Here is a 20,391-nt window from a genome sequence, read left to right on the forward strand (position 1 = left end):
AACCTAGCCAGGCTCCGCGAAGGTCGGCCGCAGGGCCTCGGCCAGGCGCGCGACGAACGCCTCCTCGCCCGGCCCGGCCAGGTGCGGGTACTCCGCCTCGAAGTGCTCCCATTCGGCGCCGACGTAACCGTCCGGAACGAGGAACTCGATGTGCTCCGGGCCCACGTCCGCGTGCGGGTGGGGCCACTCCCCGGCCTCCCGGAACACCTGCTGCAACAGCGCGTTCGGCAGCCGGTGGTGCTCCGCCAGCAGCACCGCGTCGTACAGGTCCTTGCCCTGCGGGTGCCGGTCGCTGATCAGCCACAGCACCTTCCAGGCCAGGGACAGCGCGGGCGTCGCCGCCAGTACCACGGCCCCGCAGGCCAGTTCGGCCGGCTCCGGGGGCTCCGCGAGCCGCTCGTTGAAGACGAAGTCCAGCTGGACCTGCCCGGCCGGCAGCCCCGGCACGGCCCAGGGCAGGACCATCCGCCGCCCCGGCACCCGGTCGTAGGTCCAGATGTCCTCCGACACCGCCCCCGACGCATCGATCCCGGCCCGCCCGTCGGCCGCCGCCGCGATGCCCTCCAGCATCCTGTCGGTCCGCCCGTCGCCCATCTCCCACGTGTGCGGGACCACCACGAAGTCCAGGTCCCCCGGCTCCCGTGCCGCCTCCCCGAACCGGTCCGCCAGCAGCACGCTGCCGCGCAGCACGAGCGAGTCCGCCCACTCGCCGCGCGACACCGCCAGCAGGACCGCGTCCATCGCCGCCCGGCGCGCCGCCGCCCAGGCCACCGTCCGCTCCGGGTCGTCGAACACCGGGTCCCCGGCCCGGTAGGCCCGGAAGTTGTGCCGCAGCGACGGGTCGAAGACCGCCCGCTGCCGTACGTCGTCCCCGGCCACCGGCCGCAGCGTCCGCGGCAGGCCCCGCGCCGCCCGCGTCCCGTCGTCCAGCGGCTCCCCGGGCAGATGTCCACTGCCTGTCCCGAACTCCCGCCACGAGCTCATCGCTCCCCCTCCCCGGTGCCGGTCCCGGTCTCGATCCACCCGTCGTCCGCCGACAGGTCGCTGTCGTACAGCACGAACTCCCGCTCCTCCGAGAGGATCTCGTACCCGGCCTCCACCAGGACCGAGATCAGGGTGTCGCAGGCCGCCGCGGCCCGCGAGGCCGTGCCGCGGCAGCGCTGGGTGACGAAACGTTCGTGCATGCCGTCCGGGCCCGCCGCGGTGCGCCGGGCGTTCCAGGACAGGTGCGCCCGGTGGCCGCTCACCAGGCACTCCAGCGCCGGGCGGTCGAAGTCCGCGGGCAGCGCCAGCTTCAGGTGGTGCTCGAAGTAGCCGCCACCCGGGCCCGGTACGTCCGTGGTCCAGGGCACCGTCTCCACCTTGACCCGGACCGGGTCGAAGCCCGCCGCCCGCAGCTGCGGCACCAGCCGCTCGTGACCCGTGCGGTCCGGCAGCGTCAGCATCGGCTGCGAGAGCGTCCGGCCCCGGGCCAGCAGGATGTGCGTGACCTTCAACTCCCGTGCCGCGGCCCAGGATTCGAGCCGCTCCAGCTCCACCGCGTCCGGGCAGCGGACCGTCACGTGGGTTTCGTAGGTTCCGTGCGAAGACATGACGTCGATCATCTCGGACATGCGTCCGATCCGCATCGGGGTTCCCGCCGGGGGGTAACCATCCGGTCACGCACCGGACTCAGAAAGTGCTCGCACGCCCCTCGTGGCGGTGATGTGCCGTACCCCACACTGAGGTGCGGTGCCACCGTCCTCGGAGCCCTGGAGGTCGCCCCCGTGCAGACCCAGACCCTGACCGCGAACGTGAGCCACCCCGTTCAGCCCGCGCACCTCACCGACGACGCCGAAGCCGCCGCGGTGACAGAGCCCGACCCCGAGGCCGAAGCCGTGGACGACGAACCCGAGGCCCCGGAACCGGTCGGCCACGTGCCCGCCCCACGCGCACGCGGCAGGGACAACGGAAGCGGGGCAGGACCGTCCGCCGATCTCTTCCGGCAGTACCTCCGCGAGATCGGCAGGATCCCGCTGCTCACCGCCGCCGAGGAGGTGGACCTCGCCCGGCGGGTCGAAGCGGGCCTGTTCGCGGAGGAGAAACTGGGCAGCACCCCGGACCTCGACTCCCGGCTCGCCCACGACCTCGACAAGCTCGTGGTCATGGGCAGGATGGCCAAGCGCCGGCTCATCGAGTCCAACCTGAGGCTCGTCGTCTCCGTCGCGAAGCGGTACGTGGGCCGCGGCCTCACCATGCTCGACCTGGTCCAGGAGGGGAACCTCGGACTGATCCGGGCCGTCGAGAAGTTCGACTACGCCCGCGGCTACAAGTTCTCCACCTACGCCACCTGGTGGATCCGCCAGGCGATGTCCCGGGCCCTCGCCGACCAGGCCCGGACCATCCGCGTGCCGGTCCACGTCGTCGAACTGATCAACCGCGTCGTCCGCGTCCAGCGCCGCATGCTCCAGGAACGCGGCTACGAACCCACCGTCGAAGAGGTCGCCGTCCACCTGGAACTGACCCCCGAGCGGGTCCTGGAGGTGCTCCGCCTCGCCCAGGAACCGGTCTCCCTGCACGCCCCCGTCGGCGAGGAGGACGACGTCGCCCTCGGCGACCTCATCGAGGACGGCGACGCCGCCTCGCCCGTGGAGTCCGCCGCGTTCTTCCTGCTCCGCGAACACCTCGAAGCCGTGCTGTCGACCCTCGGCGAACGCGAGCGCAAGGTCGTCCAGCTCCGCTACGGCCTCGCCGACGGAAGGCCCCGCACCCTGGAGGAGATCGGCCGGATCTTCGGCGTGACCCGCGAGCGGATCCGCCAGATCGAGTCCAAGACCCTCGGCAAGCTGCGCGACCACGCCTTCGCCGACCAGCTCCGCGGCTACCTCGACTGACACCGGCGGCGCCCGGAACGGGCAGGGGGCGCCCCGAAGGACGCCCCCACCCGTTCGACCGGCCTCCACGGCCGTCCCCGACGACCGCCTAGTCGACCTCGGCCACCGCCTGCGCGAACTGCGCCGCGTACAGCCGCGCGTACGCGCCGTCCGCCGCCAGCAGCTCCTCGTGCGTGCCCTGCTCCACGATCGAGCCGCTCTCCATGACCAGGATCACGTCGGCGTCCCGGATCGTGGACAGCCGGTGCGCGATCACGAAGGACGTACGGCCGTGCGCCAGACGCGCCATCGCCTTCTGGATCAGCACCTCGGTACGGGTGTCCACCGAGCTCGTCGCCTCGTCGAGGACCAGGATCACCGGATCCGACAGGAACGCCCGGGCGATGGTGATCAGCTGCTTCTCGCCCGCGCTGACCCCCGAGCCCTCGTCGTCCAGCACCGTGTCGTAGCCGTCCGGCAGGGTGCGGATGAACCGGTCCGCGTGCGCGGCCCGCGCCGCCTCCCGGACCTCCTCCCGCGTGACCTCGCGGGAGGCCCCGTAGGCGATGTTCTCCGCGATGGTCCCGCCGAACAGCCAGGTGTCCTGGAGGACCATGCCGATGCCGCCGCGCAGCTCCTCGCGGGTCATCTTCGCGATGTCCACGCCGTCCAGGGCGATCTCCCCGCCCGTGACCTCGTAGAACCGCATCAGCAGGTTGACCAGCGTGGTCTTGCCGGCGCCCGTCGGACCGACGATCGCGACCGTGTGGCCCGGTTCGACCGTCAGCGACAGGTTCTCGATCAGCGGCTTGTCCGGCTCGTACCGGAACGCCACCTTGTCCAGGGTGACCTGGCCGCGCAGCGTCTCCGGACGCTCCGGAACCTCCGCGTCCGGCTCCTGCTCCGCCGCGTCCAGCAGCTCGTACACCCGCTCCGCCGAGGCGACGCCCGACTGCACCAGGTTCGCCATCGAGGCCACCTGCGTCAGCGGCATCGAGAACTGGCGCGAGTACTGGATGAACGCCTGCACGTCACCGATCGACAGGGCGCCCGTGGCCACCCGCAGACCGCCGACGACCGCGATCAGCACGTAGTTGATGTTCGATATGAAGAACATCACCGGCTGCATGATGCCGCTGACCAGCTGCGCCTTGAACGAGGCCCGGTACAGCGCCTCGTTCTCCTCGGCGAACACCGCAGCCGACTCCCGCTGCCGCCCGAACACCTTCACCAGCGTGTGGCCGGAGTACATCTCCTCGATGTGCGCGTTGAGCGTGCCCGTGGTCTTCCACTGCGCCACGAACTGCGGCTGCGACTTCTTGCCGATCTTGGCCGCGACGAACACCGACAGCGGCACGGTCGCCAGCGCGACCAGCGCCAGCAGCGGCGAGATCCAGAACATCATCACCAGCACGCCGACGATCGTCAGCAGCGAGTTCAGCAGCTGCCCCATCGTCTGCTGGAGCGTCTGCCCGATGTTGTCGATGTCGTTCGTCGCACGGCTCAGCACCTCGCCGCGCTTCTGCTGGTCGAAGTACGACAACGGCAGCCGCGACAGCTTCGCCTGGAGCTCCTCGCGCATCCGGTAGACGGTGCCGTTCATCACGTGGTTCGACAGCCGGGTCGCGACCAGCATCAGCAGACCGGCCAGCGTGAACACCACCAGCGCCCACAGCGACACGACCGCGACCCCGTCGAAGTCGATGCCCTCGCCCGGCGTGAAGTCGGTGCCGGACAGCATGTCGGCCATCCCGCCCTGACCGTCGGCGCGCATCCGCTCCAGCGCCTGGTCCTTGGTGATCCCGGCCGGCATCCGCCGGCCGACGATCCCCGCGAAGACCAGGTCCGTGGCGTTGCCGAGGATCTTCGGTCCGACGACCGCGCAGCCGACGCTGCCGACCACCGCCGCGACCATGCCCCACAGCTTGGCCCGGTCCTGCGCCAGCTGCCCCAGCAGCCGTTTGCCCGACCCCTTGAAGTCCATGGACCGCTCGCCGGGGCCCGTCATCATCCGTCCTCCGGGCCCGCTCATGCGGCCTCCGCCTCCGTCAGCTGGGAGAGCACGATCTCCCGGTAGGTCTCGTTGCCGGCCATCAGCTCGTGATGCCGTCCTTCACCCACGACCTGACCCTCGTCCAGGACGATGATCCGGTCGGCGTCGCGGATCGTGGAGACCCGCTGGGCGACGATGACCACCGTCGCGTCCTCGGTCTCCCGGGAGAGCGCCGCGCGCAGCGCCGCGTCCGTCGCGTAGTCCAGCGCCGAGAAGGAATCGTCGAAAAGGTAGATCTCCGGCCGCTGCACCAGCGTCCGGGCGATCGCCAGACGCTGTCGCTGGCCACCGGAGACGTTCGTGCCGCCCTGGGAGATCGGCGCGTCGAGCCCGCCCTCCAGCTCGGACACGAACCCCTTGGCCTGCGCCACCTCCAGGGCCTGCCACAGCTCCTCGTCACTGGCGTCGGGACGCCCGTACCGCAGGTTGGAGGCGACCGTCCCGGAGAACAGGTACGGCTTCTGCGGAACCATGCCGACCGTCTTGGCCAGCAGCTCCGGGTCGAGCCGGCGCACGTCCTCACCGTCGACGAGGACCTCGCCGCCCGTCGCGTCGAACAGCCGCGGGACCAGGCCCAGCAGCGTGGACTTCCCGCTGCCCGTCGAGCCGATCACCGCGGTGGTCTCCCCGGGGCGGGCCACCAGGTCCACCCCGCGCAGCACCGGCGCCTCGGCGCCCGGGTAGCGGAAGTCGGCGCCGCGCAGCTCCAGCTGCCCGCGCCGGGCCAGCTCGCGCACCGGGTCGGTGGGCGGCACCACGCTGGACTCGGTGTCCAGGACCTCCTGGATGCGCTCCGCGCAGATCGCGGCGCGCGGCACCATCATGAACATGAAGGTGGCCATCATCACGGACATGACGATCTGCATCAGGTAGGCGAGGAAGGCCGTCAGCTGGCCGATCTCCATGCCGCCGCTGTCGACGCGCATCGCACCGAACCAGATGACGGCCACGCTGGAGACGTTCACGACCAGGATCACGACGGGGAACATCAGCGCGAGCAGCTTGCCCGCGGCCAGCGAGACACCCGTGAGGTCCGCGTTGGCCTCGCGGAAACGCTCCTTCTCGTACGGGTCGCGGACGAAGGCGCGGATCACGCGGTTGCCGGTGATCTGCTCGCGCAGCACCCGGTTCACGGTGTCGAGGCGGTCCTGCATCTGGCGGAACAGCGGCTGCGTCTTGTAGACGATCGAGCCGACCGAGATGCCGAGCACCGGCACCACCGCGAGCAGCACGCCGGACAGCTTCACGTCCAGGGAGAGCGCCATCGCGATGCCGCCGACGCACATGATCGGCGCCGAGACCATCAGGGTGAACGTCATCAGGGCCAGCATCTGGACCTGCTGGACGTCGTTCGTCGTACGGGTGATCAGCGACGGGGCACCGAACTGGCCGAGCTCCCTGGCGGAGAAGCTCTGCACCTGGTCGAAGACCGCGGCCCGCACGTCGCGCCCCAGCGCGGCCGCGGTGCGGGCGCCGTAGTAGACGGCTCCGACGTTGCAGACCAGCTGGACGAGCGAGACGCCGAGCATCAGCGCGCCGAAGGTGAGGATGTAGCCGGTGTCCCCGTTGACGACACCGTTGTCGATGATGTCCGCGTTGAGCGTCGGCAGGTAGAGGCTCGCACTGGTCTGCAGCAGTTGCAGCAGGACCAGTACGGCGATCGGTTTCCGGTACGGACCCAGATGGGTCCGCAGAAGTCGTATGAGCACGCGCAGGCTCCGGTCGGCAAGATCGAGGGGGTTCGCTCCATCTTGTGCCAACCGGGACCCCGAACCCCACCGGATTTCGTAAAGCCCGGTCAAAAGGAGGACGGGGCCTGAGACCCGCGCCCTAGTGCCGGGACTAGAACTGGAACGCCCCCGGGTGCAGCTGCTCCCGCGTGGCGACGTACTGCTGGCGCACCGCCTGCCAGGCCGGGTACTCCTCACCCGGCTCGAAGACCTGCGCCGCCGGAGCCGGCCACAGCGGGGGAGTGTGCGGGGCCAGCGTGCCCCGGTGCGCACCGAGCGCCCACGCCGCCTGCCGGGCCGCGCCCAGCGCCGCGTAGTCCGCCGGCGCCGGGACGACCACCTGCGTCCCGAACAGCCCGGGCGCCGCCGCCTGCACAGCGGGCAGGTCGGCCGCCGCGCCCAGCAGGAACACCCGCCGGATCCCGACCCCCCGGTGCCGCAGCACGTCCAGGGCGTCGACCAGCCCGCACAGCATGCCCTCGAAGGCGGCCCGCGCCAGGTGCTCGGGCTTCATCGAGTCCCGGCGCAGCCCGGACAGGGTCCCGGCGGTGTGCGGCAGGTTCGGGGTCCGCTCCCCTTCCAGGTACGGCAGCAGCACGAGCCCGTGTGCACCGGGAGTCGACTTCAGCGCGAGCGCGCTCAGTCCCTCCAGGTCGGTGCCGAGCATGTCGGCGGTGCCGCGCAGCGCCCGTACGGCGTTGGAGGTGTTCACCACCGGCAGGTGCATGCCGCCCGCGTCGGCCAGGGAGGTGATCAGGCCGCCCGGCTCCGCGAGGGCCTCGTGGTGCACGGCCATCACCGAGCCGGAGGCGCCCAGCGAGACCACCGCGTCACCCGGGCCCAGGCCCAGGCCCAGCGCGGCGGCCATCGTCTCGCCGGTACCGGCGGATATCAGCAGCCCCTCGGGCGTCATCCCGGCGGCGTCGGCCGGGCCGAGCACCTCGGGCAGCAGCGCCTGCCGGCCGAGCGCCAGCTCGACCAGGTCCGGGCGGTACGCGCCCGTCGCCGCCGACCAGTAACCGGTCCCGGAGGCACCGGCCCGGTCGGTGGTGCGGCGCGCCGGCCGGCCGAGCAACTGCCAGACGAGCCAGTCGTGCGGGGACATGAGGACCGCCACCCGGCGGGCCGCCTCCGGCTCCGTCCGGGCCAGCCAGGCCAGCTTCGCGATCGGCTGCGCGGAGTGCGGCACCGAACCCACGGCCTGGACCCAGGCCTGGCGGCCACCGAGCGCCTCGATCAGATCCGCGGCGGCGACCTGCCCGCGCTTGTCGTTGCCGACCAGGGCGGGCCGTACGAGCCCGCCCTGCGCGTCCAGCGGCAGCACGCCCTGCTGCTGCGCGGAGACGCCGATCGCCTCGACCCCCTCCAGCAGCCCCCCGCCGGCGGCCTCGCCGAGGGACAGCAGCCACGCCTGGGGGTCGGTCTCGTGGGGGACGGTCTCACCCGCGGACTGTGGATGGGGCGCGTAGCCCTGGCGCAGCACGGCGCCCGTGTCCGCGTCGCAGACGACGATGCGAGTGAAGGTGGAAGAGCTGTCCAGCCCGGCGACTATCCCCATGCGGAGAATTCTGCCGCACGCCGCGCCGGGCTCGGCCCGGCCTTCCGCCTCCACTCGCCGACGGCGTCAGGTGTTGCTCGTACCCCACTCGTCCTCGGTGCCCGCGCCGCCCGCGCCCCGGCTCCGCAGGGTCCGCACCCGCTCGGTCAGCGAGTCCGGAACGGCGTCGCCGACCTTCTCGCTCACCGCGGCGAACGCCTTGCCCGCGAAGGCGCGCCCGCTCTGCCCGGCCGTCTCGGCCGCGTTGCGCACCGCCGGGTTCTGCGCGACCTGGCGTGCCGACTTCTTCAGCTGCTCGTACCGCTCACGCCCGGCCCGGGTCCCCAGGACGTACCCGAGGGCCAGTCCGACCACGAACGTGACCTTGTACCGCATGCCTGTCACCCTTCGTCGTGTGGTGCCCGGCCTGCTGGAGATACCGATTGGCGGAGCACCCCCCTGCTTGCGCTAATCTATGACTCGCAACGGGCGCTCGCCCCCCGGCAAGGCCGGAGGTGGGCTGTTCGGTGCACCGCAGCAATCCCCTGTAGCTCAATTGGCAGAGCAGCCGGCTGTTAACCGGCAGGTTACTGGTTCGAGTCCAGTCGGGGGAGCGCGGTCCCCTGTAGCTCAATTGGCAGAGCAGCCGGCTGTTAACCGGCAGGTTACTGGTTCGAGTCCAGTCGGGGGAGCAGGAAAGAAGAGGACCCGGGCGGGTCCTCTTTCTTTTTGCCCTGAAACGGGAACCGGGCAGCCCTCGGCGCGGTCTCTCTGAACAGGTGAAGCCGATCATGCGAGGCATCCGAGGCAGGAGATCGTATGAGCGGCTATGCTGCGGCAGACGGCGCGCACACATGTACGCGCCACGCCGTAAAGGGGCGGTAGCTCAGCCGGTTAGAGCAGCGGACTCATAATCCGTCGGCCGTGGGTTCGAGTCCCACCCGCCCCACCGCGGAGCAGGTTTGCAGAAACGATTAGGCGGTCCTTCGGGGCCGCCTTTCGCATGTCCGGGGTCCGTTGCCCGAGGGCGCGCCGCCGGGCCGCGGCCGCGGGTGCGTCCGCGGTCGCGGCCCCGGCGGCGGGGCTAGAAGTTCTCGGTCTCCTCCACCAGGTGGCGCAGTACGTCGTCCAGGTCCTCGCGGCGGGCGAAGGCCGCGCGCTGCCGGGCGGCGCCCGAGCCGTCGCGCAGCAGACCGCCCAGGGTCTTCGCGGCGTGGTCGAGGTCACCGGCGGCGGCCAGCGCCGGGGCGACCAGGTCGAGCAGGGCCTCCGCGAGGTCGGCCGCCGGTAATTCGGCGCCCGTGTACGGGTCCAGGCCGAAGCCCTCCAGACCGTCGTGCGCGGCCCGCCAGCGCGCGAGGCGCAGTACGTCGTCCCGCAGGGGCGGATCCGGGCGCTGCTCCGCGATGTCGCGCAGGGCCGTGGCCACCAGGGCACGGGCCAGCTCGGCCTGGAGGACGGCCGTGTCGATGTCCGGGGACATGTCGGGCGCCCGGATTTCGAGGGTGGGCCAGTTCCCGGACGGGCGGAGGTCCCAGTAGACCATCTTGGTGTCCAGGGCGGCCCCGGAGCCGAGCAGGGTCTGCACCGAGCGCCGGAAGTGGGCCGTGGACGTGAAGTGCGGGGGCAGCCCGGCGGAGGGCCAGCCCGACCAGGCCATCGCCCGCCAGCTGGAGTGGCCGGTGTCCCGGCCGCCCCAGAAGGGGGAGTTGGCCGCCAGCGCGATCAGCGTGGGCAGCCACGGTCTGACCCGGTTCGAGACCGCCACGGCCGTGTCCACGTCGAGGGTGCCGATGTGGATGTGGCGGCCGCAGCTGACCAGGGTGTCGGTCAGGGCGCCGAAGCGCCGGTGCTGCTCGCGCTGGCGCGGCTCGTCGTCGGTCAGGTGCAGCGGCCCGGACAGGGCCACGACGGGCGAGGGCGCGGCGAGCAGCCGGCAGCCGTGCGCGCGGGCGGCCCGGGCGAGGCTGCGCCGCAGGGCGGCGAGCTCCTCGCGCAGGGTGACCGCGGAATCGGCGACCGGGGTGGAGATCTCCACCTGGTACCGGGTCCCCTCGGGGTGGATCTCCTGGGGGAGTCCGGCGGCGGTGGCGAGGACGAGCGGAGCGGCCGGGACCACCCGCAGGGTGCGGGCGTCGACGAGGAGGAACTCCTCCTCGACCCCGACCGTGAGGGGGGAGGTGCGGCCGCTCGCGGTGCGCAGGCCGTGGCCCGTGGGGCTGGTGTGACTGGTGCTCGTGGTGCTGTTGCCAGGTTCGATCACTACGCCTCCCTGGACATACGAGTCTTTTCATCATGAGCCGAGCGGGAGGCGAGGAGGGTACGGCGATTCGGTCAAAAGTGCGGTGATAGTGGCGGGTTAGCGGCAGCCGGAGCCCCGGCCTGGGGCGGCGGATCCGCGTGGGGAGGGCGTTGCGGGTGTGTGAACAGCGGTCCGCGGCCCCGGGCCGGCCGCGAGCCGGTGGTTATCATCCGCTGTGACCGGTACCGCCTCTCCTCCGCAGCCGCGTCGACGGATATTCGCCGACCTGACCCCTTTGCGTACCTCCGCCCACTACCGGCGGCTGTGGGTCGGGGGCACCATCTCCTGGCTGGGCCAGGCGATGACCGCCCTCGCCATCTCCCTCCAGGTCTACGACATCACCGGATCCAGCTTCTCGGTCGGGCTGGTCGGGCTCTTCTCGCTGGTGCCGCTCGTCGCCTTCGGCCTCTACGGCGGCGCCATCGCCGACACCGTGGACCGGCGCAAGCTCGGCCTCTACAGCTCCCTCGGCCTCACCGTCCTGTCCGTGACCCTGGCCGGCGCCGCGCTGCTCGACTACCACCGGGTGTGGCTGCTCTACACGGTCGTCGCGCTCCAGGCGGTCTGCGGGGCGCTGAACGGACCGGCCAGATCGGCCATGATCCCCAGGCTGCTGCCGCCGGAGCAGCTGCCCGCCGCCAACGCGCTGAACTCCGTCACCATGACCTCCGGGATGATGGCCGGGCCCGTGCTGGGCGGCCTGATCGTCGGCTGGTGGGGGTACCAGGCGGCGTACCTGATCGACGCGGTCACCTTCGTCGCCGCCCTCTACGCCATGTGGCGGCTGCCGTCGATGCTGCCCGAGGGCAAGCAGGGCCGGGCCTCGGTCATGGACGGGCTGCGCTTCCTCGGGACCCGGCCCAACATCCGGATGACCTTCTTCTCCGACCTCGCCGCGATGGTGCTGGCCCATCCGCGGGCGCTGTTCCCGGCCATCGCCGTGCTCTGGTACGGCGGTGACGCCAAGACGGTCGGCCTGCTGGCCGCCGCGCCCGCCGTGGGAGCCCTGCTGGGCGGGCTGTTCTCCGGCTGGCAGGGGCGGATCCGGCGCCACGGGCTGGCCATCCTGATCTCCGTCGCCGCGTGGGGGCTGGCCGTCGCCGTCTTCGGGCTGACCCGGAACCTCTGGCTCGGGCTGTTCTTCCTGGCCCTGGCCGGCTGCGCCGACACCGTCTCGATGGTGTTCCGCACCACCATGCTCCAGGCCGCCACCCCGGACGGCATGCGCGGCCGGCTCCAGGGCGTCTTCATCGTGGTGGTCGCGGGCGGGCCCCGGCTCGGGGACTTCCTCGCCGGGACCGCCGCCGAACTCACCTCCCCCGCCGTCGCCATCACCGGCGGCGGGCTCGGTTGCGTCCTGGTGGTGGGCCTGCTCGCCGCCCGGTGGCGGGCCTTCGCCCGTTACGACGCCCGCTCGCCGCAGGCCTGAGCCCCGGCGCGGGGCGCCGCCCGGGTCGCGCCGGGGGAGACGGCCTACGCGTCCACCGGTTCGCGGGTCCGGTCCCCGCCGCGGTCGCCGGTGTTCGGGGTCCCCGCCGGCTCGAAGAGCAGTACCTCCGCCTCCTCGGCCGCCACCGGGAGGTGCTCGACGCCGCGCGGGACCACGTAGAGCTCGCCGGGGTGCAGGACGACCTCGCCGTCCCGCAGCCGGATCGTGAGGGAGCCCCTCACCACGAGGAACATCTCGTCGGTTTCCTCGTGGCTGTGCCAGACGAACTCCCCCTGGATCCGGACCGCCTTGACCTCGTAGTCGTTGACGCGGGCGATCCGGCGCGGGGCCCACCGCTCGGTGAAACCGGCCAGCTTCTCGGCGATGTTGACCTTCGTGGGGGCCTGCGCGCCGTTCCGCGCGCCGTCCTGTGCGGTGTCCTTCTGCGTCGTCGTCATGCGGACAGGCTGCCGGGGGCGGGCGCGGGCGGTCTTGTACGTTCCTGACATGGCCGCCACACCCCCGCGCAGCACCGTCTCCGCCTGGCGGCCACCCGTCGCGGGCATCGCCGAGGTCTTCCACGCCCGCTTCACCGCCCACGCCTACCCGGCCCACGTGCACGACACCTGGACCCTGATGCTCCTGGACGGCGGGCGGGTCGACTTCGCCCTCGACCGGGAGCGGTACGGTGCCGGCGCCTCCGGCCCGGTGATCCTCCTGCCGCCCGGCGTGGTCCACGACGGGCGGACCGTCACCGAGACGGGCTTCCGCAAGCGGGTCCTGTACGTCGACACCTCCGTGCTGCCGGAGCGGCTGACCGGAGCCGCCGTGGACGCGCCGCTGCTGCGCGACCCGGCGCTGCGGGACCGGCTGGACGGGCTGCACCGGGCCCTGGCCGGGCGGGAACCGCTGGAGGCCGAGGCGCGGCTGGCGTTCGTGGGGGAGCGGCTGCGGTGGTGGCTCGCCGGGCGGCGGCGGCCCGCGCCGTCCGCGACCCCGGGCGCGGGGACCGCCGTACGGCTGCGGGAGCTGCTGGACGCGCGGGTCGTCGAGGGGATCACCCTGGCCGCGGCGTCGGCCGCGCTGGGCGGCGTACACCCCACGCACCTGGTCCGGGCCTTCCGGCGGGCCTACGGGCTGCCGCCGCACGCCTACCTGACCGGGCGACGGGTGGCGCGGGCGCGGGAGCTGCTGCTGGCGGGCATGCCGGCGGCGGAGGCGGCGACGGCGGCCGGCTTCTACGACCAGGCTCACCTGACCCGGCACTTCGGCCGGCACGTCGGGATCGGACCGGCCGGATTCGCCCGGTCCGGCCGTATGTGAAGGGGAGTTGGCGGATTCGTTGCGGTGTCGTTGCCACCCCTTCCGTTTTATTTCTGATCGACATATGACAGTTCGGCAGTCTTCGCCCGCGCCGACGCGGGCGGCCCAGCCGATCCAGGAGGAAGGCCTTCATGCGCCTTCGTACGCTCGTCACCACCGCGGCGGCCACCGCCGCACTCGCCGGAGCGCTCGCCCCGCCGGCCGTCGCGGCCCCCCAGAACCGGGCCTGCTCGCCACACCTGACCGTCCGGGGCTTCTCCGACTCGCTCGACAAGAGCCTCCTCGACGGGCGCCTGGTGGGCGGCATCTCCGGCCTCGCCCTCGACCGGGACGGCTCGGTGGCCGCGGTCTCCGACAAGTCGGCGCTCTACCGCCTGAAGGTGGCCCGCGGGGACACCCCGACGGCCACGGCCACCGCGCGGCTGCCGCTCACCGACGGCGCTGGGAAGCCCCTCGACTCCGAGGGAGTGGTCGTCGACCGGGACGGGACCTACCTCGTCACCGACGAGAACGCGCCCGCCGTCCGCCGCCACGGCCGCACCGGTGAGGTCCTCGCGACCCTGCCCGTCCCGCCGGCGTTCCGGCTCGCCCCCGAGGGCCGGGCCACGGCGAACCAGACCTTCGAATCGCTCACCCTGCTCCCGGACGGACGGACCCTGGTCGCCGGAGTGGAGGGCCCCCTGGCCGGGGACGGCAAGGACGCGCAGGGCCGCACCCTCCAGCGCATCCAGACCTGGGAACGCGGCCGCGACGGGCAGTTCGCCCTCGGCCGCCAGTACGCCTACCCCGTCGACGCCGGACACGGGCTGGTCGAACTCGCGCCGACCCGCGACGGACGCCTCATCGTGCTGGAACGCGGCTTCACCCGGGAGTTCGCCATCACCGTACGGCTGTACGTCGCCGACCCGCTCGGGGCCACCGACACCTCGAAGGTCGAGACGCTGACCGAGGGGCGCGGGCTCCGGCCCGCCCGCAAGACGCCGATCGGCGACCTGAACGACTGCCCGACGCTCGGCGCGCCGTCGAAGCTGCCGCAGAACCACCCGCTGGTCGACAACGTCGAAGCCATGACCGTCCTGGACGACGACGCACGCGGACGGACCCGGCTGCTGCTGGCCAGCGACGACAACGAGTTCCCGCAGCAGATCACCCGCCTCTACACGGCCGACGTCCGCCTCCCGGCGCGGCGGTACTGAGTCCTGCCAGGGCTACCGCCCGACGACCCCGCGGGCCACGCCCAGCGCCACCAGGTCCTGCGGCCGGATGCGCAGCTGCTCCGCCGTCTCCGGGGCCCGGTCGGCGGGGCGCTTGAGGATGGCCGCCGCCAGCTCCGGGGCGATCACCGAGAAGTAGCTGTCCGGGGTGACCCAGGTGTTCCCGGGGGCGGCCAGCGCGAGGGCGCCCCCCGAACCCCCCTCGCCGATCAGGAGGGTCGTCACCGGGACCGTCGCCGAGGCGAGCGCCGCGAAGGTGTCGGCGATCGCCGCGCCGGCGCCCGCGTGCTCGGCCTCGGCGTCGTTGGCCGCGCCCGGGGTGTCCACCAGGGTCAGCACCGGGATCCCGAGCCGGTCCGCGAGACGCACGACGCGGGCGGCCGTACGGTAGCCCGCCGGGCGGGTGGCGGTGCCGCACTGGGCCGCGTACGCGACGGCCCGGCCCTCCCGCAGCCCGAACCCGCACAGCACACCCGGGTCGACGCCGCCCGCCCGGTCCCCGGAGAGCGGCAGCCGCAGCTCGAAGTACGCCTCCAGGTAGGCCTCGGCGCGCGGGCGGGCCGGATGCCGGGCCTGGAGGACGGCGTCCCAGCCGGTCGCCGGCGGCGCCACGTCGGCCAGCGCGGCCGGGGGCGCCACGGCGCCGGCCGTGCGGGGCGCGGCCAGCAGGCGCAGCCAGTCCGCGAGCACGGCCGGCAGTTCCTCGGGGGGCACCACGGCGTCGACGTGCCCGGCGGCGTACTGCCCCTCGGCGGTGTAGGCCGCCGGATCGGCGTCGGCGGGCCGCACCCGGGACCCCGCGAAGCCGACCTGCGCCCCCGGGAGGGCGAGCACGACGTCCGCGCCCGCGCCGAGGGTGGCCCACCCGCCGCCGGTCGTCGGATCGCGCAGCACGGCGATCTGCAGCAGGCCCGCGGCCCGGGTCCGTACGCACTGCGCGGCCACCCGCTGGAGCTGGGCCAGCGCGAGCATCCCCTCCTGCATGCGGGACCCGCCCGTGGCGATGAGGGACACCAGGGGCAGGCCGTGCTCCCGAGCGTGGCCGTACGCGGCTTCGAGCCGGTCTCCGGTGCGCTGCCCGAGGGAACCGCCGAGGAAGCCGAACTCGAAGGAGATCAGGGTGGCTTCGCGGCCGCCGATGCGGGCGGTGCCGGTCACGACGGACTCCCGCTCGCCGGTACGGGCCGTGGCGCGGGCCCTGGAGGCGTCGTAGCCGGTCCAGCCGAGGGGGCCGTCGTCCGGGGACTCCCGCTGCGGGGCAGGGAGTTCGGCGAAGCTGCCGGGGTCTGCGAGGGCGGCGATGGCGGCGCGGGCCGAGAGGCGGGTCGTCACGCCACCACCCTAGGTCGTGCGGCCGCCTCTGCCGTGCCCGGCGGGGTACGGGGGTCGCCGCTGCGCGGGGCCCTCCCCTCCCCACCCTTCCCCCGTTCCCGCCTCAAACGCCGCCGAGGCTGAAGCACCCCAACAGGCCCGGCGCGACCCAGCGATGGAGGCACTCCCGGGGCTCCGCCCCAGACCCCGCGCCTCAAACGCCGGCGGGGCTGGGGTGGCCCGACGGGTCCGGCGGGGCTGGCGGGGCCCAGCGGTGCGGGGATCCCTGGGCTCCGCCCCAGACCCCGCGCCTCAAACGCCGGCGAGGCTGAAGTGGCTCGGCGGGTCCGGCGGGGCTGGAGTGGCTGGACGGGGCTGGCGGGGCCCGGTGGTGCGGGGATTCCTGGGGCTCCGCCCCAGACCCCGCGCCTCAAACGCCGGCGAGGCTGGGGTGGCTTAGGTGCCGGCGGGGCTGGAGCGGCTCAAGGGTCGGCGGGGGTCGGAGCGGGTCAAGGGCCGGAGGGGCTGGGGCGCCTTAGGCGCCGGCGGGGCTGGAGTGGCCCGACGGGCTCGGCGGGCTCGATGGGTCCGGTGGGGCTGGAGGGGCCCAAGGGGGTCGGCGGGGCGGGAGCTGCGCGGTCGGGGTCGGGGTCGGGGTGGGGTGTCGGCCGGGGCTCAAACGTGATTTGTTGGCGCCCTGTGCCGACCGGCAAGGCGACTCGGACCGGGCGCCATAAATCATGCCCGCCCCGGACGACACCCCACCCCGGCCCCGGCCCCGACCCACCGCAGCCACCCCGCCCCGGGGCGAAGTTGCCGCCGCTTTCGGGTCCCGCTCAGCGCAGCCACCCCGCCCCGGGGCGAAGCTGCCGCCGCTTTCGGGTCCCGCTCAGCGCAGTTACCCCGCCCCGGGGCGAAGTTGCCGCCCCTTTCGGGTGCCGCCCAGCGCAGCCACCCAACCCCCGGGGCGAAGCTGCCACCCCTGGTGGAGGCGGGGGCATCTCGGGCCCCGTCCGGGCTGGGCTAGAGGGGGGACTCCCATCTCACCGTCGTGGTCCGCGTGTTCGTTTTCGTGTGGCCGTCGTCGGTGACGGAGAGGCGGACCCGGGTCGGGGTGGCGTCGATCGTGACCTCGATCGAGGTCACCCCGCTGCGCCGGTGGGCCGCGGCCAGCGCACCGCGCAGGGCGGAGAGGAGGCCGCCCGCCACCGGCTCGGTGAGCAGCGCGTCCACCGCGCCGGCGAAGTGCACCGACGGCTGGAAGCCGAGGAGCACCGCCGCCCCGCCCGTTTCGCGCAGGACCCGTCCCCGGAACGTCGTGGGGGCGTCGGTCGGCGGCTGCTGGAGGGCGAAGATGGCCGTCCGGACCTCCTGGATGGTGGAGTCCAGTTCGTCGACGGCCCGGCTCAGTTCCTCGCCGACCGTGTCCCCGGCCGGCGCGTTCGACGAGCGCCGCCGGGTGCTCTCCAGCATCATCTCCGTCGCGAACAGCCGCTGGACCACCAGGTCGTGCAGGTCGCGGGCGATCCGGTCGCGGTCCTCGTAGACGGCCAGCTGCTCGCGGTCGTGCTGCGCGTCCGCGAGGACGAGCGCCAGCGCGGCCTGCGAGGCGAACTGCGAGGCCAGCAGCCGGTCCACGGCGTCGTACGCGGGCCCGCCCCGGGCCCTCGGCAGGGCCAGCGTGCCGATCAGCTGCCCGCCGCTCTGGAGCGGCAGCATCATGCTCGGGCCGAAACGTTCCCGCACAGGGGTGGTCATCCGCGGGTCCGTCGCCGAGTCCTCGATGAACACCGGTTCGCCGCCCAGCAGTTGTTCCAGTACGGCCGAGCCCGGCGCGATCGCGGTGCCGATGAGGTCCCCGGGGTCGCCGTGCGTGGAGGCGGCGACGATCTCCATGCCGCCCTCCGGAGTCGGCTGGAGCACGACCCCCGCCGCCGCGTCCGCCAGCAGCCGGGCGCGCTCCGCCACGCACATCAGGGCGTCCGCGGCCGGCCGTCCCGCCAGGAGGGTGGTCGTCACCGCGGCCGCGCCCTCGATCCAGCGTTCCCGGCGGCGCGCCGTCTCGTACAGCCGGGCGTTGCCGATCGCTATCCCAGCCTGCGAGGCCAGTACGCGCAGCAGGGCGAGGTCCTCCTCGGTGAAGGGGCCGCCCCCGCGCTTCTCGGTGAGGTAGAGGTTCCCGAAGACCTCGGTGTGGACCCGGATCGGTACGCCGAGGAAGCTCCGCATCGGCGGATGGCCCGGCGGGAGTCCCGCCGAGCGGGGGTCCCGCGTCAGGTCGTCCAGCAGCAGCGGCCGCGGGTCGGTGATCAGCGCGCCGAGTACGCCGGAGCGCCCGTCGGGCAGCCGGGGGATCGCGGCCCGTTCGGCCTCGGTCAGCCCGGCGGTGAACAGCCTGGTCAGCCGGGCGCGCTCGGGGTCGACGACCCCGAGCGCCCCGTACCGCGCCGCGCACAGTTCGGCGGCGGATTCCACGATGTGCTGGAGGGTGGTGTGCAGCTCCAGTTCCGATCCGACGCTGAGGACCGCTTCCAGCAGGACCGGGAGACTGGCCGGCTCGGCGTCGGGGGCCGTCTCCGGCGTCATCCGGCCAGCGGGTTGAGAACCATGGGTGCGATCTTTCCTTCCAGCATCGCGCCGAGACCGAGCACGGCGCACACGTCCGGGCGTTCCGCGATGGCCACGGGCATTCCGGTCTGGTCCCGGAGCATCTGGTCCAGGCCCGGCAGCAGGGCGCTGCCGCCCACCATCATGATCCCCCGGTCCGTCAGGTCCGCGACCAGGTCCGGAGGGCAGTCGCGCAGCACCTTGCCGATGCCGTCGAGCACGGCGGTCAGCGGGGTGTGGATGGCGTCCCGTACGGCCGCGGTGTCCACGTGGACGGAGCGGGCGAGTCCGGTGGCCACGTCGCGGCCGTGGATCAGGGTGGAGGCCGGGCCCTCGGCGGTGAGGCCGTTGCCGTGCAGGGCCAGTTGGAGCGGCCGGACGGCCTGGCTCGGCAGCATCAGTTCGTGGGCGTGCCGCAGGTGCTGGACCACCGCGTGGTCGATGGCCTCGCCGCCGACGGGGATCCGCTGGGCGGTGACGATCGAGCCGAGGGAGAGCACCGCCACCTGGGTGGCCGCTGCCCCGCACACCATGATCATCGTCGCGGTCGGCTGCTCCACGGGCAGGCCGCAGCCGACGGCCGCCGCGATCAGGGTGTCGACGAGTTCGACGCGGCGGGCGCCGAGCCCGACGAGGGTTTCGACGGTGGCCCGCTGGGCCAGCGGGTCGGCGTCGTGGGGGGTGCAGGCGGCGGCCCGCAGCCGGGGCTTGCGGCGCAGGGCCCGGCGCAGCTTCTCGCCGAGCAGGTGACGCAGCATCCGCTGCGCCATTTCGATGTCGACGACGGTGCCGCCGGAAACGGGGCGCACGACCCGGATGTAGTCGGGCGTACGGCCGGTCATCCGTTCGGCGAAGGTGCCGACGGCGATGAGCGCACCGGTCCGCGTGTTCACGGCGGCGACGCTGGGCTCGTCGACGACCAGTCCGGCGCCCTTCACGTACACGCGGGTCCTGGCGGCTCCCAGGTCGACGGCGACGTGGCAGCGGCGCAACTGCTCAAGACTGACGGTCACGGCAGATCCTCCCGAGAGCACTGACGCAAGAGACCGGCGGGCGCCGATCGCAATTCATATCTTCTCGGGTAAATCGGGTATGGCGCCCGTTGAGATGCTCCGGGCGGGGTGTGCCGGACGGGTCCGGAGGTGCTGCACGGGGGTGGATTTCTGTACCGACAGGCAGCACGATGCGCGCACGTCCGCGCTACTGGCGCGTAACAAGGTAAAGGGGACCCGATGCTGACGCCCCGCCAGAAGATCCTGGCGTTCCTGACGCTCTCCGCCGCCCTGCTCGCGCCCCTGCCGGCCCACGCGGCCGCCGGGACCCCGGCCGGCTCCGCCGAGCGGGCCGCCGTCCGCAATCCGGTGGTCTTCGTCCACGGTTACAACGCCGACCCGGGCGTCTGGGGGTCCCTGCGCGAGGACCTGAGGGCCGACGGGTACGCCGACTCGGAGCTCTTCTCGTGGGGTTACGACACCCACCAGTCCGTCAACGAGGTCCTCTCCGGGCGGCTCGCCGCGTACGTCGACCAGGTCCGCCGTCAGACCGGCGCCGCCCGGGTCGACATCGTCGGTCACTCGTTCGGATCCCTCGTCAGCCGCTGGTACGTCAAACACGGCGGCGGCACCGCGACCGTCGGCCGCTGGGTCTCCCTGGCCGGCCCCAACCACGGCACCTCCACCGCCTGGGCCTGCGCCCTGTGGGACCAGGCGTGCCGGGACATGACCCCCGGGTCCTACGTCGTGAAGAACCTGGCGTCCGGGGACGAGACGCCGGGGGAGGTGCGGTACGCGACCTTCTGGTCGGAGTGCGACGAGGTGGTCAACCCGGACAACAGCGTCCCGCTCACCGGGGCGGCCAACACGCCGGTCGGCTGCCTGGCCCACAACGACCTGCTCGGCGACGACGCCACCTCGGCCGGCGTCCGCGCCTTCCTCGCCTCCTAGGGCCTGTCGTCAAACTCCCGTCTGCCCCGCGACGCCTGGCACGCGCTCTCGCCGCACCGGGCGAAAGCCAAGTACGTCCAGTACGCGGGC

The 20,391-nt window shown here is 73.2% G+C and carries 16 protein-coding genes and 3 tRNA genes; 8 read left to right on the forward strand and 11 right to left on the reverse strand.

All coding sequences use genetic code 11. From position 1 onward, the window contains the following. Positions 1-3: 3 nt before the first annotated feature. Together ABZZ17_RS10385 and ABZZ17_RS10390 are read right to left on the reverse strand one after the other, a co-directional pair. On the reverse strand, positions 4-984 hold the full coding sequence (locus tag ABZZ17_RS10385; RefSeq protein WP_356874129.1) for a nucleotidyl transferase AbiEii/AbiGii toxin family protein: 981 nt from the start codon (positions 982-984) through the stop codon (positions 4-6). After that, a complete protein-coding gene (locus tag ABZZ17_RS10390; protein WP_356874131.1) occupies positions 981-1,592 on the reverse strand; it encodes a hypothetical protein in 612 nt (203 codons plus the stop codon). The genes ABZZ17_RS10385 and ABZZ17_RS10390 overlap by 4 nt, the downstream gene beginning before the upstream one ends. A 189-nt stretch (positions 1,593-1,781) precedes the next feature. On the opposite strand from ABZZ17_RS10390, the gene ABZZ17_RS10395 reads away from it, so the two are divergent. Then, positions 1,782-2,873, forward strand: coding sequence for an RNA polymerase sigma factor (locus ABZZ17_RS10395; RefSeq protein ID WP_356874169.1), 1,092 nt, complete (start codon positions 1,782-1,784; stop codon positions 2,871-2,873). A gap of 88 nt (positions 2,874-2,961) precedes the next feature. Here ABZZ17_RS10395 and ABZZ17_RS10400 read toward each other — a convergent pair whose 3' ends face one another. The 4 genes from ABZZ17_RS10400 to ABZZ17_RS10415 all read right to left on the reverse strand — a co-directional run bounded on the left by ABZZ17_RS10400 (position 2,962) and on the right by ABZZ17_RS10415 (position 8,568). Beyond that, positions 2,962-4,884, reverse strand: coding sequence for an ABC transporter ATP-binding protein (locus tag ABZZ17_RS10400; RefSeq protein ID WP_356874133.1), 1,923 nt, complete (start codon positions 4,882-4,884; stop codon positions 2,962-2,964). Next, positions 4,881-6,614, reverse strand: a complete 1,734-nt coding sequence (locus ABZZ17_RS10405; RefSeq protein WP_356874135.1) for an ABC transporter ATP-binding protein — start codon at positions 6,612-6,614, stop codon at positions 4,881-4,883. Before ABZZ17_RS10405 ends, ABZZ17_RS10400 begins: the two co-directional genes overlap by 4 nt. A 133-nt stretch (positions 6,615-6,747) precedes the next feature. Beyond that, positions 6,748-8,193 (reverse strand): FGGY family carbohydrate kinase, encoded by a 1,446-nt coding sequence (locus ABZZ17_RS10410; protein WP_356874137.1) that lies wholly within the window; start codon positions 8,191-8,193, stop codon positions 6,748-6,750. A 66-nt stretch (positions 8,194-8,259) separates the two neighbouring features. Then, positions 8,260-8,568 carry a YtxH domain-containing protein gene (locus ABZZ17_RS10415; RefSeq protein WP_356874139.1) on the reverse strand — a complete coding sequence of 103 codons (309 nt, stop codon included), beginning with the start codon at positions 8,566-8,568 and terminating at the stop codon, positions 8,260-8,262. Between the two features lie 145 nt (positions 8,569-8,713). Here ABZZ17_RS10415 and ABZZ17_RS10420 point away from each other — a divergent pair. The 3 genes from ABZZ17_RS10420 (at position 8,714) to ABZZ17_RS10430 (ending at position 9,121) form a co-directional block, all read left to right on the forward strand. Continuing rightward, a tRNA-Asn gene (locus ABZZ17_RS10420) sits at positions 8,714-8,786 on the forward strand. A 5-nt stretch (positions 8,787-8,791) separates the two neighbouring features. Next, positions 8,792-8,864: transfer RNA gene (locus ABZZ17_RS10425), tRNA-Asn, on the forward strand. A gap of 183 nt (positions 8,865-9,047) precedes the next feature. After that, positions 9,048-9,121: transfer RNA gene (locus ABZZ17_RS10430), tRNA-Ile, on the forward strand. 135 nt (positions 9,122-9,256) lie between these two features. Here the strand turns inward: ABZZ17_RS10430 and ABZZ17_RS10435 are convergent. After that, a complete protein-coding gene (locus ABZZ17_RS10435) occupies positions 9,257-10,435 on the reverse strand; it encodes a glutamate--cysteine ligase (protein WP_356874141.1) in 1,179 nt (392 codons plus the stop codon). A gap of 214 nt (positions 10,436-10,649) precedes the next feature. Here ABZZ17_RS10435 and ABZZ17_RS10440 point away from each other — a divergent pair, with 214 nt between their 5' ends. Continuing rightward, positions 10,650-11,903: an MFS transporter gene (locus tag ABZZ17_RS10440; protein WP_356874143.1), complete on the forward strand. Its 1,254-nt coding sequence runs from the start codon at positions 10,650-10,652 to the stop codon at positions 11,901-11,903. 44 nt (positions 11,904-11,947) lie between these two features. On the opposite strand, the gene ABZZ17_RS10445 is transcribed toward ABZZ17_RS10440, so the two are convergent. Further along, positions 11,948-12,361: a cupin domain-containing protein gene (locus ABZZ17_RS10445; protein WP_356874145.1), complete on the reverse strand. Its 414-nt coding sequence runs from the start codon at positions 12,359-12,361 to the stop codon at positions 11,948-11,950. A gap of 49 nt (positions 12,362-12,410) precedes the next feature. Here ABZZ17_RS10445 and ABZZ17_RS10450 point away from each other — a divergent pair, with 49 nt between their 5' ends. After that, the gene (locus tag ABZZ17_RS10450; protein ID WP_356874147.1) at positions 12,411-13,226 is read left to right on the forward strand and encodes an AraC family transcriptional regulator; all 816 of its coding nucleotides are present in this window, start codon (positions 12,411-12,413) and stop codon (positions 13,224-13,226) included. A 131-nt stretch (positions 13,227-13,357) separates the two neighbouring features. Further along, positions 13,358-14,422, forward strand: coding sequence for an esterase-like activity of phytase family protein (locus ABZZ17_RS10455; protein ID WP_356874149.1), 1,065 nt, complete (start codon positions 13,358-13,360; stop codon positions 14,420-14,422). A 12-nt stretch (positions 14,423-14,434) separates the two neighbouring features. Here ABZZ17_RS10455 and ABZZ17_RS10460 read toward each other — a convergent pair whose 3' ends face one another. The 3 genes from ABZZ17_RS10460 to ABZZ17_RS10470 all read right to left on the reverse strand — a co-directional run bounded on the left by ABZZ17_RS10460 (position 14,435) and on the right by ABZZ17_RS10470 (position 19,371). Further along, positions 14,435-15,772: a carboxyl transferase domain-containing protein gene (locus tag ABZZ17_RS10460; protein WP_356874151.1), complete on the reverse strand. Its 1,338-nt coding sequence runs from the start codon at positions 15,770-15,772 to the stop codon at positions 14,435-14,437. A gap of 1,002 nt (positions 15,773-16,774) precedes the next feature. After that, a complete protein-coding gene (locus tag ABZZ17_RS10465) occupies positions 16,775-18,337 on the reverse strand; it encodes a GAF domain-containing protein (RefSeq protein WP_356874153.1) in 1,563 nt (520 codons plus the stop codon). Further along, on the reverse strand, positions 18,334-19,371 hold the full coding sequence (locus ABZZ17_RS10470) for a rod shape-determining protein (protein WP_356874155.1): 1,038 nt from the start codon (positions 19,369-19,371) through the stop codon (positions 18,334-18,336). Before ABZZ17_RS10470 ends, ABZZ17_RS10465 begins: the two co-directional genes overlap by 4 nt. A gap of 219 nt (positions 19,372-19,590) precedes the next feature. Here ABZZ17_RS10470 and ABZZ17_RS10475 point away from each other — a divergent pair, with 219 nt between their 5' ends. Beyond that, positions 19,591-20,301, forward strand: coding sequence for a triacylglycerol lipase (locus ABZZ17_RS10475; RefSeq protein ID WP_356874157.1), 711 nt, complete (start codon positions 19,591-19,593; stop codon positions 20,299-20,301). Positions 20,302-20,391 lie beyond the last annotated feature (90 nt).

Origin of the sequence: Streptomyces sp. NPDC006512 (assembly GCF_040611935.1) — a bacterium.
Lineage (GTDB): Bacteria > Actinomycetota > Actinomycetes > Streptomycetales > Streptomycetaceae > Streptomyces.

Excerpts from the sequence above, each read along its gene's own strand:
- ABZZ17_RS10465 (WP_356874153.1), bottom strand. The coding sequence starts at position 18,337 with ATGACGCCGGAGACGGCCCCCGACGCCGAGCCGGCCAGTCTCCCGGTC.
- ABZZ17_RS10445 (WP_356874145.1), bottom strand. The coding sequence starts at position 12,361 with ATGACGACGACGCAGAAGGACACCGCACAGGACGGCGCGCGGAACGGC.
- ABZZ17_RS10410 (WP_356874137.1), bottom strand. The coding sequence starts at position 8,193 with ATGGGGATAGTCGCCGGGCTGGACAGCTCTTCCACCTTCACTCGCATC.
- ABZZ17_RS10390 (WP_356874131.1), bottom strand. The coding sequence starts at position 1,592 with ATGTCTTCGCACGGAACCTACGAAACCCACGTGACGGTCCGCTGCCCG.
- ABZZ17_RS10400 (WP_356874133.1), bottom strand. The coding sequence starts at position 4,884 with ATGAGCGGGCCCGGAGGACGGATGATGACGGGCCCCGGCGAGCGGTCC.
- ABZZ17_RS10415 (WP_356874139.1), bottom strand. The coding sequence starts at position 8,568 with ATGCGGTACAAGGTCACGTTCGTGGTCGGACTGGCCCTCGGGTACGTC.
- ABZZ17_RS10455 (WP_356874149.1), top strand. The coding sequence starts at position 13,358 with ATGCGCCTTCGTACGCTCGTCACCACCGCGGCGGCCACCGCCGCACTC.
- ABZZ17_RS10475 (WP_356874157.1), top strand. The coding sequence starts at position 19,591 with ATGCTGACGCCCCGCCAGAAGATCCTGGCGTTCCTGACGCTCTCCGCC.
- ABZZ17_RS10385 (WP_356874129.1), bottom strand. The coding sequence starts at position 984 with ATGAGCTCGTGGCGGGAGTTCGGGACAGGCAGTGGACATCTGCCCGGG.
- ABZZ17_RS10450 (WP_356874147.1), top strand. The coding sequence starts at position 12,411 with ATGGCCGCCACACCCCCGCGCAGCACCGTCTCCGCCTGGCGGCCACCC.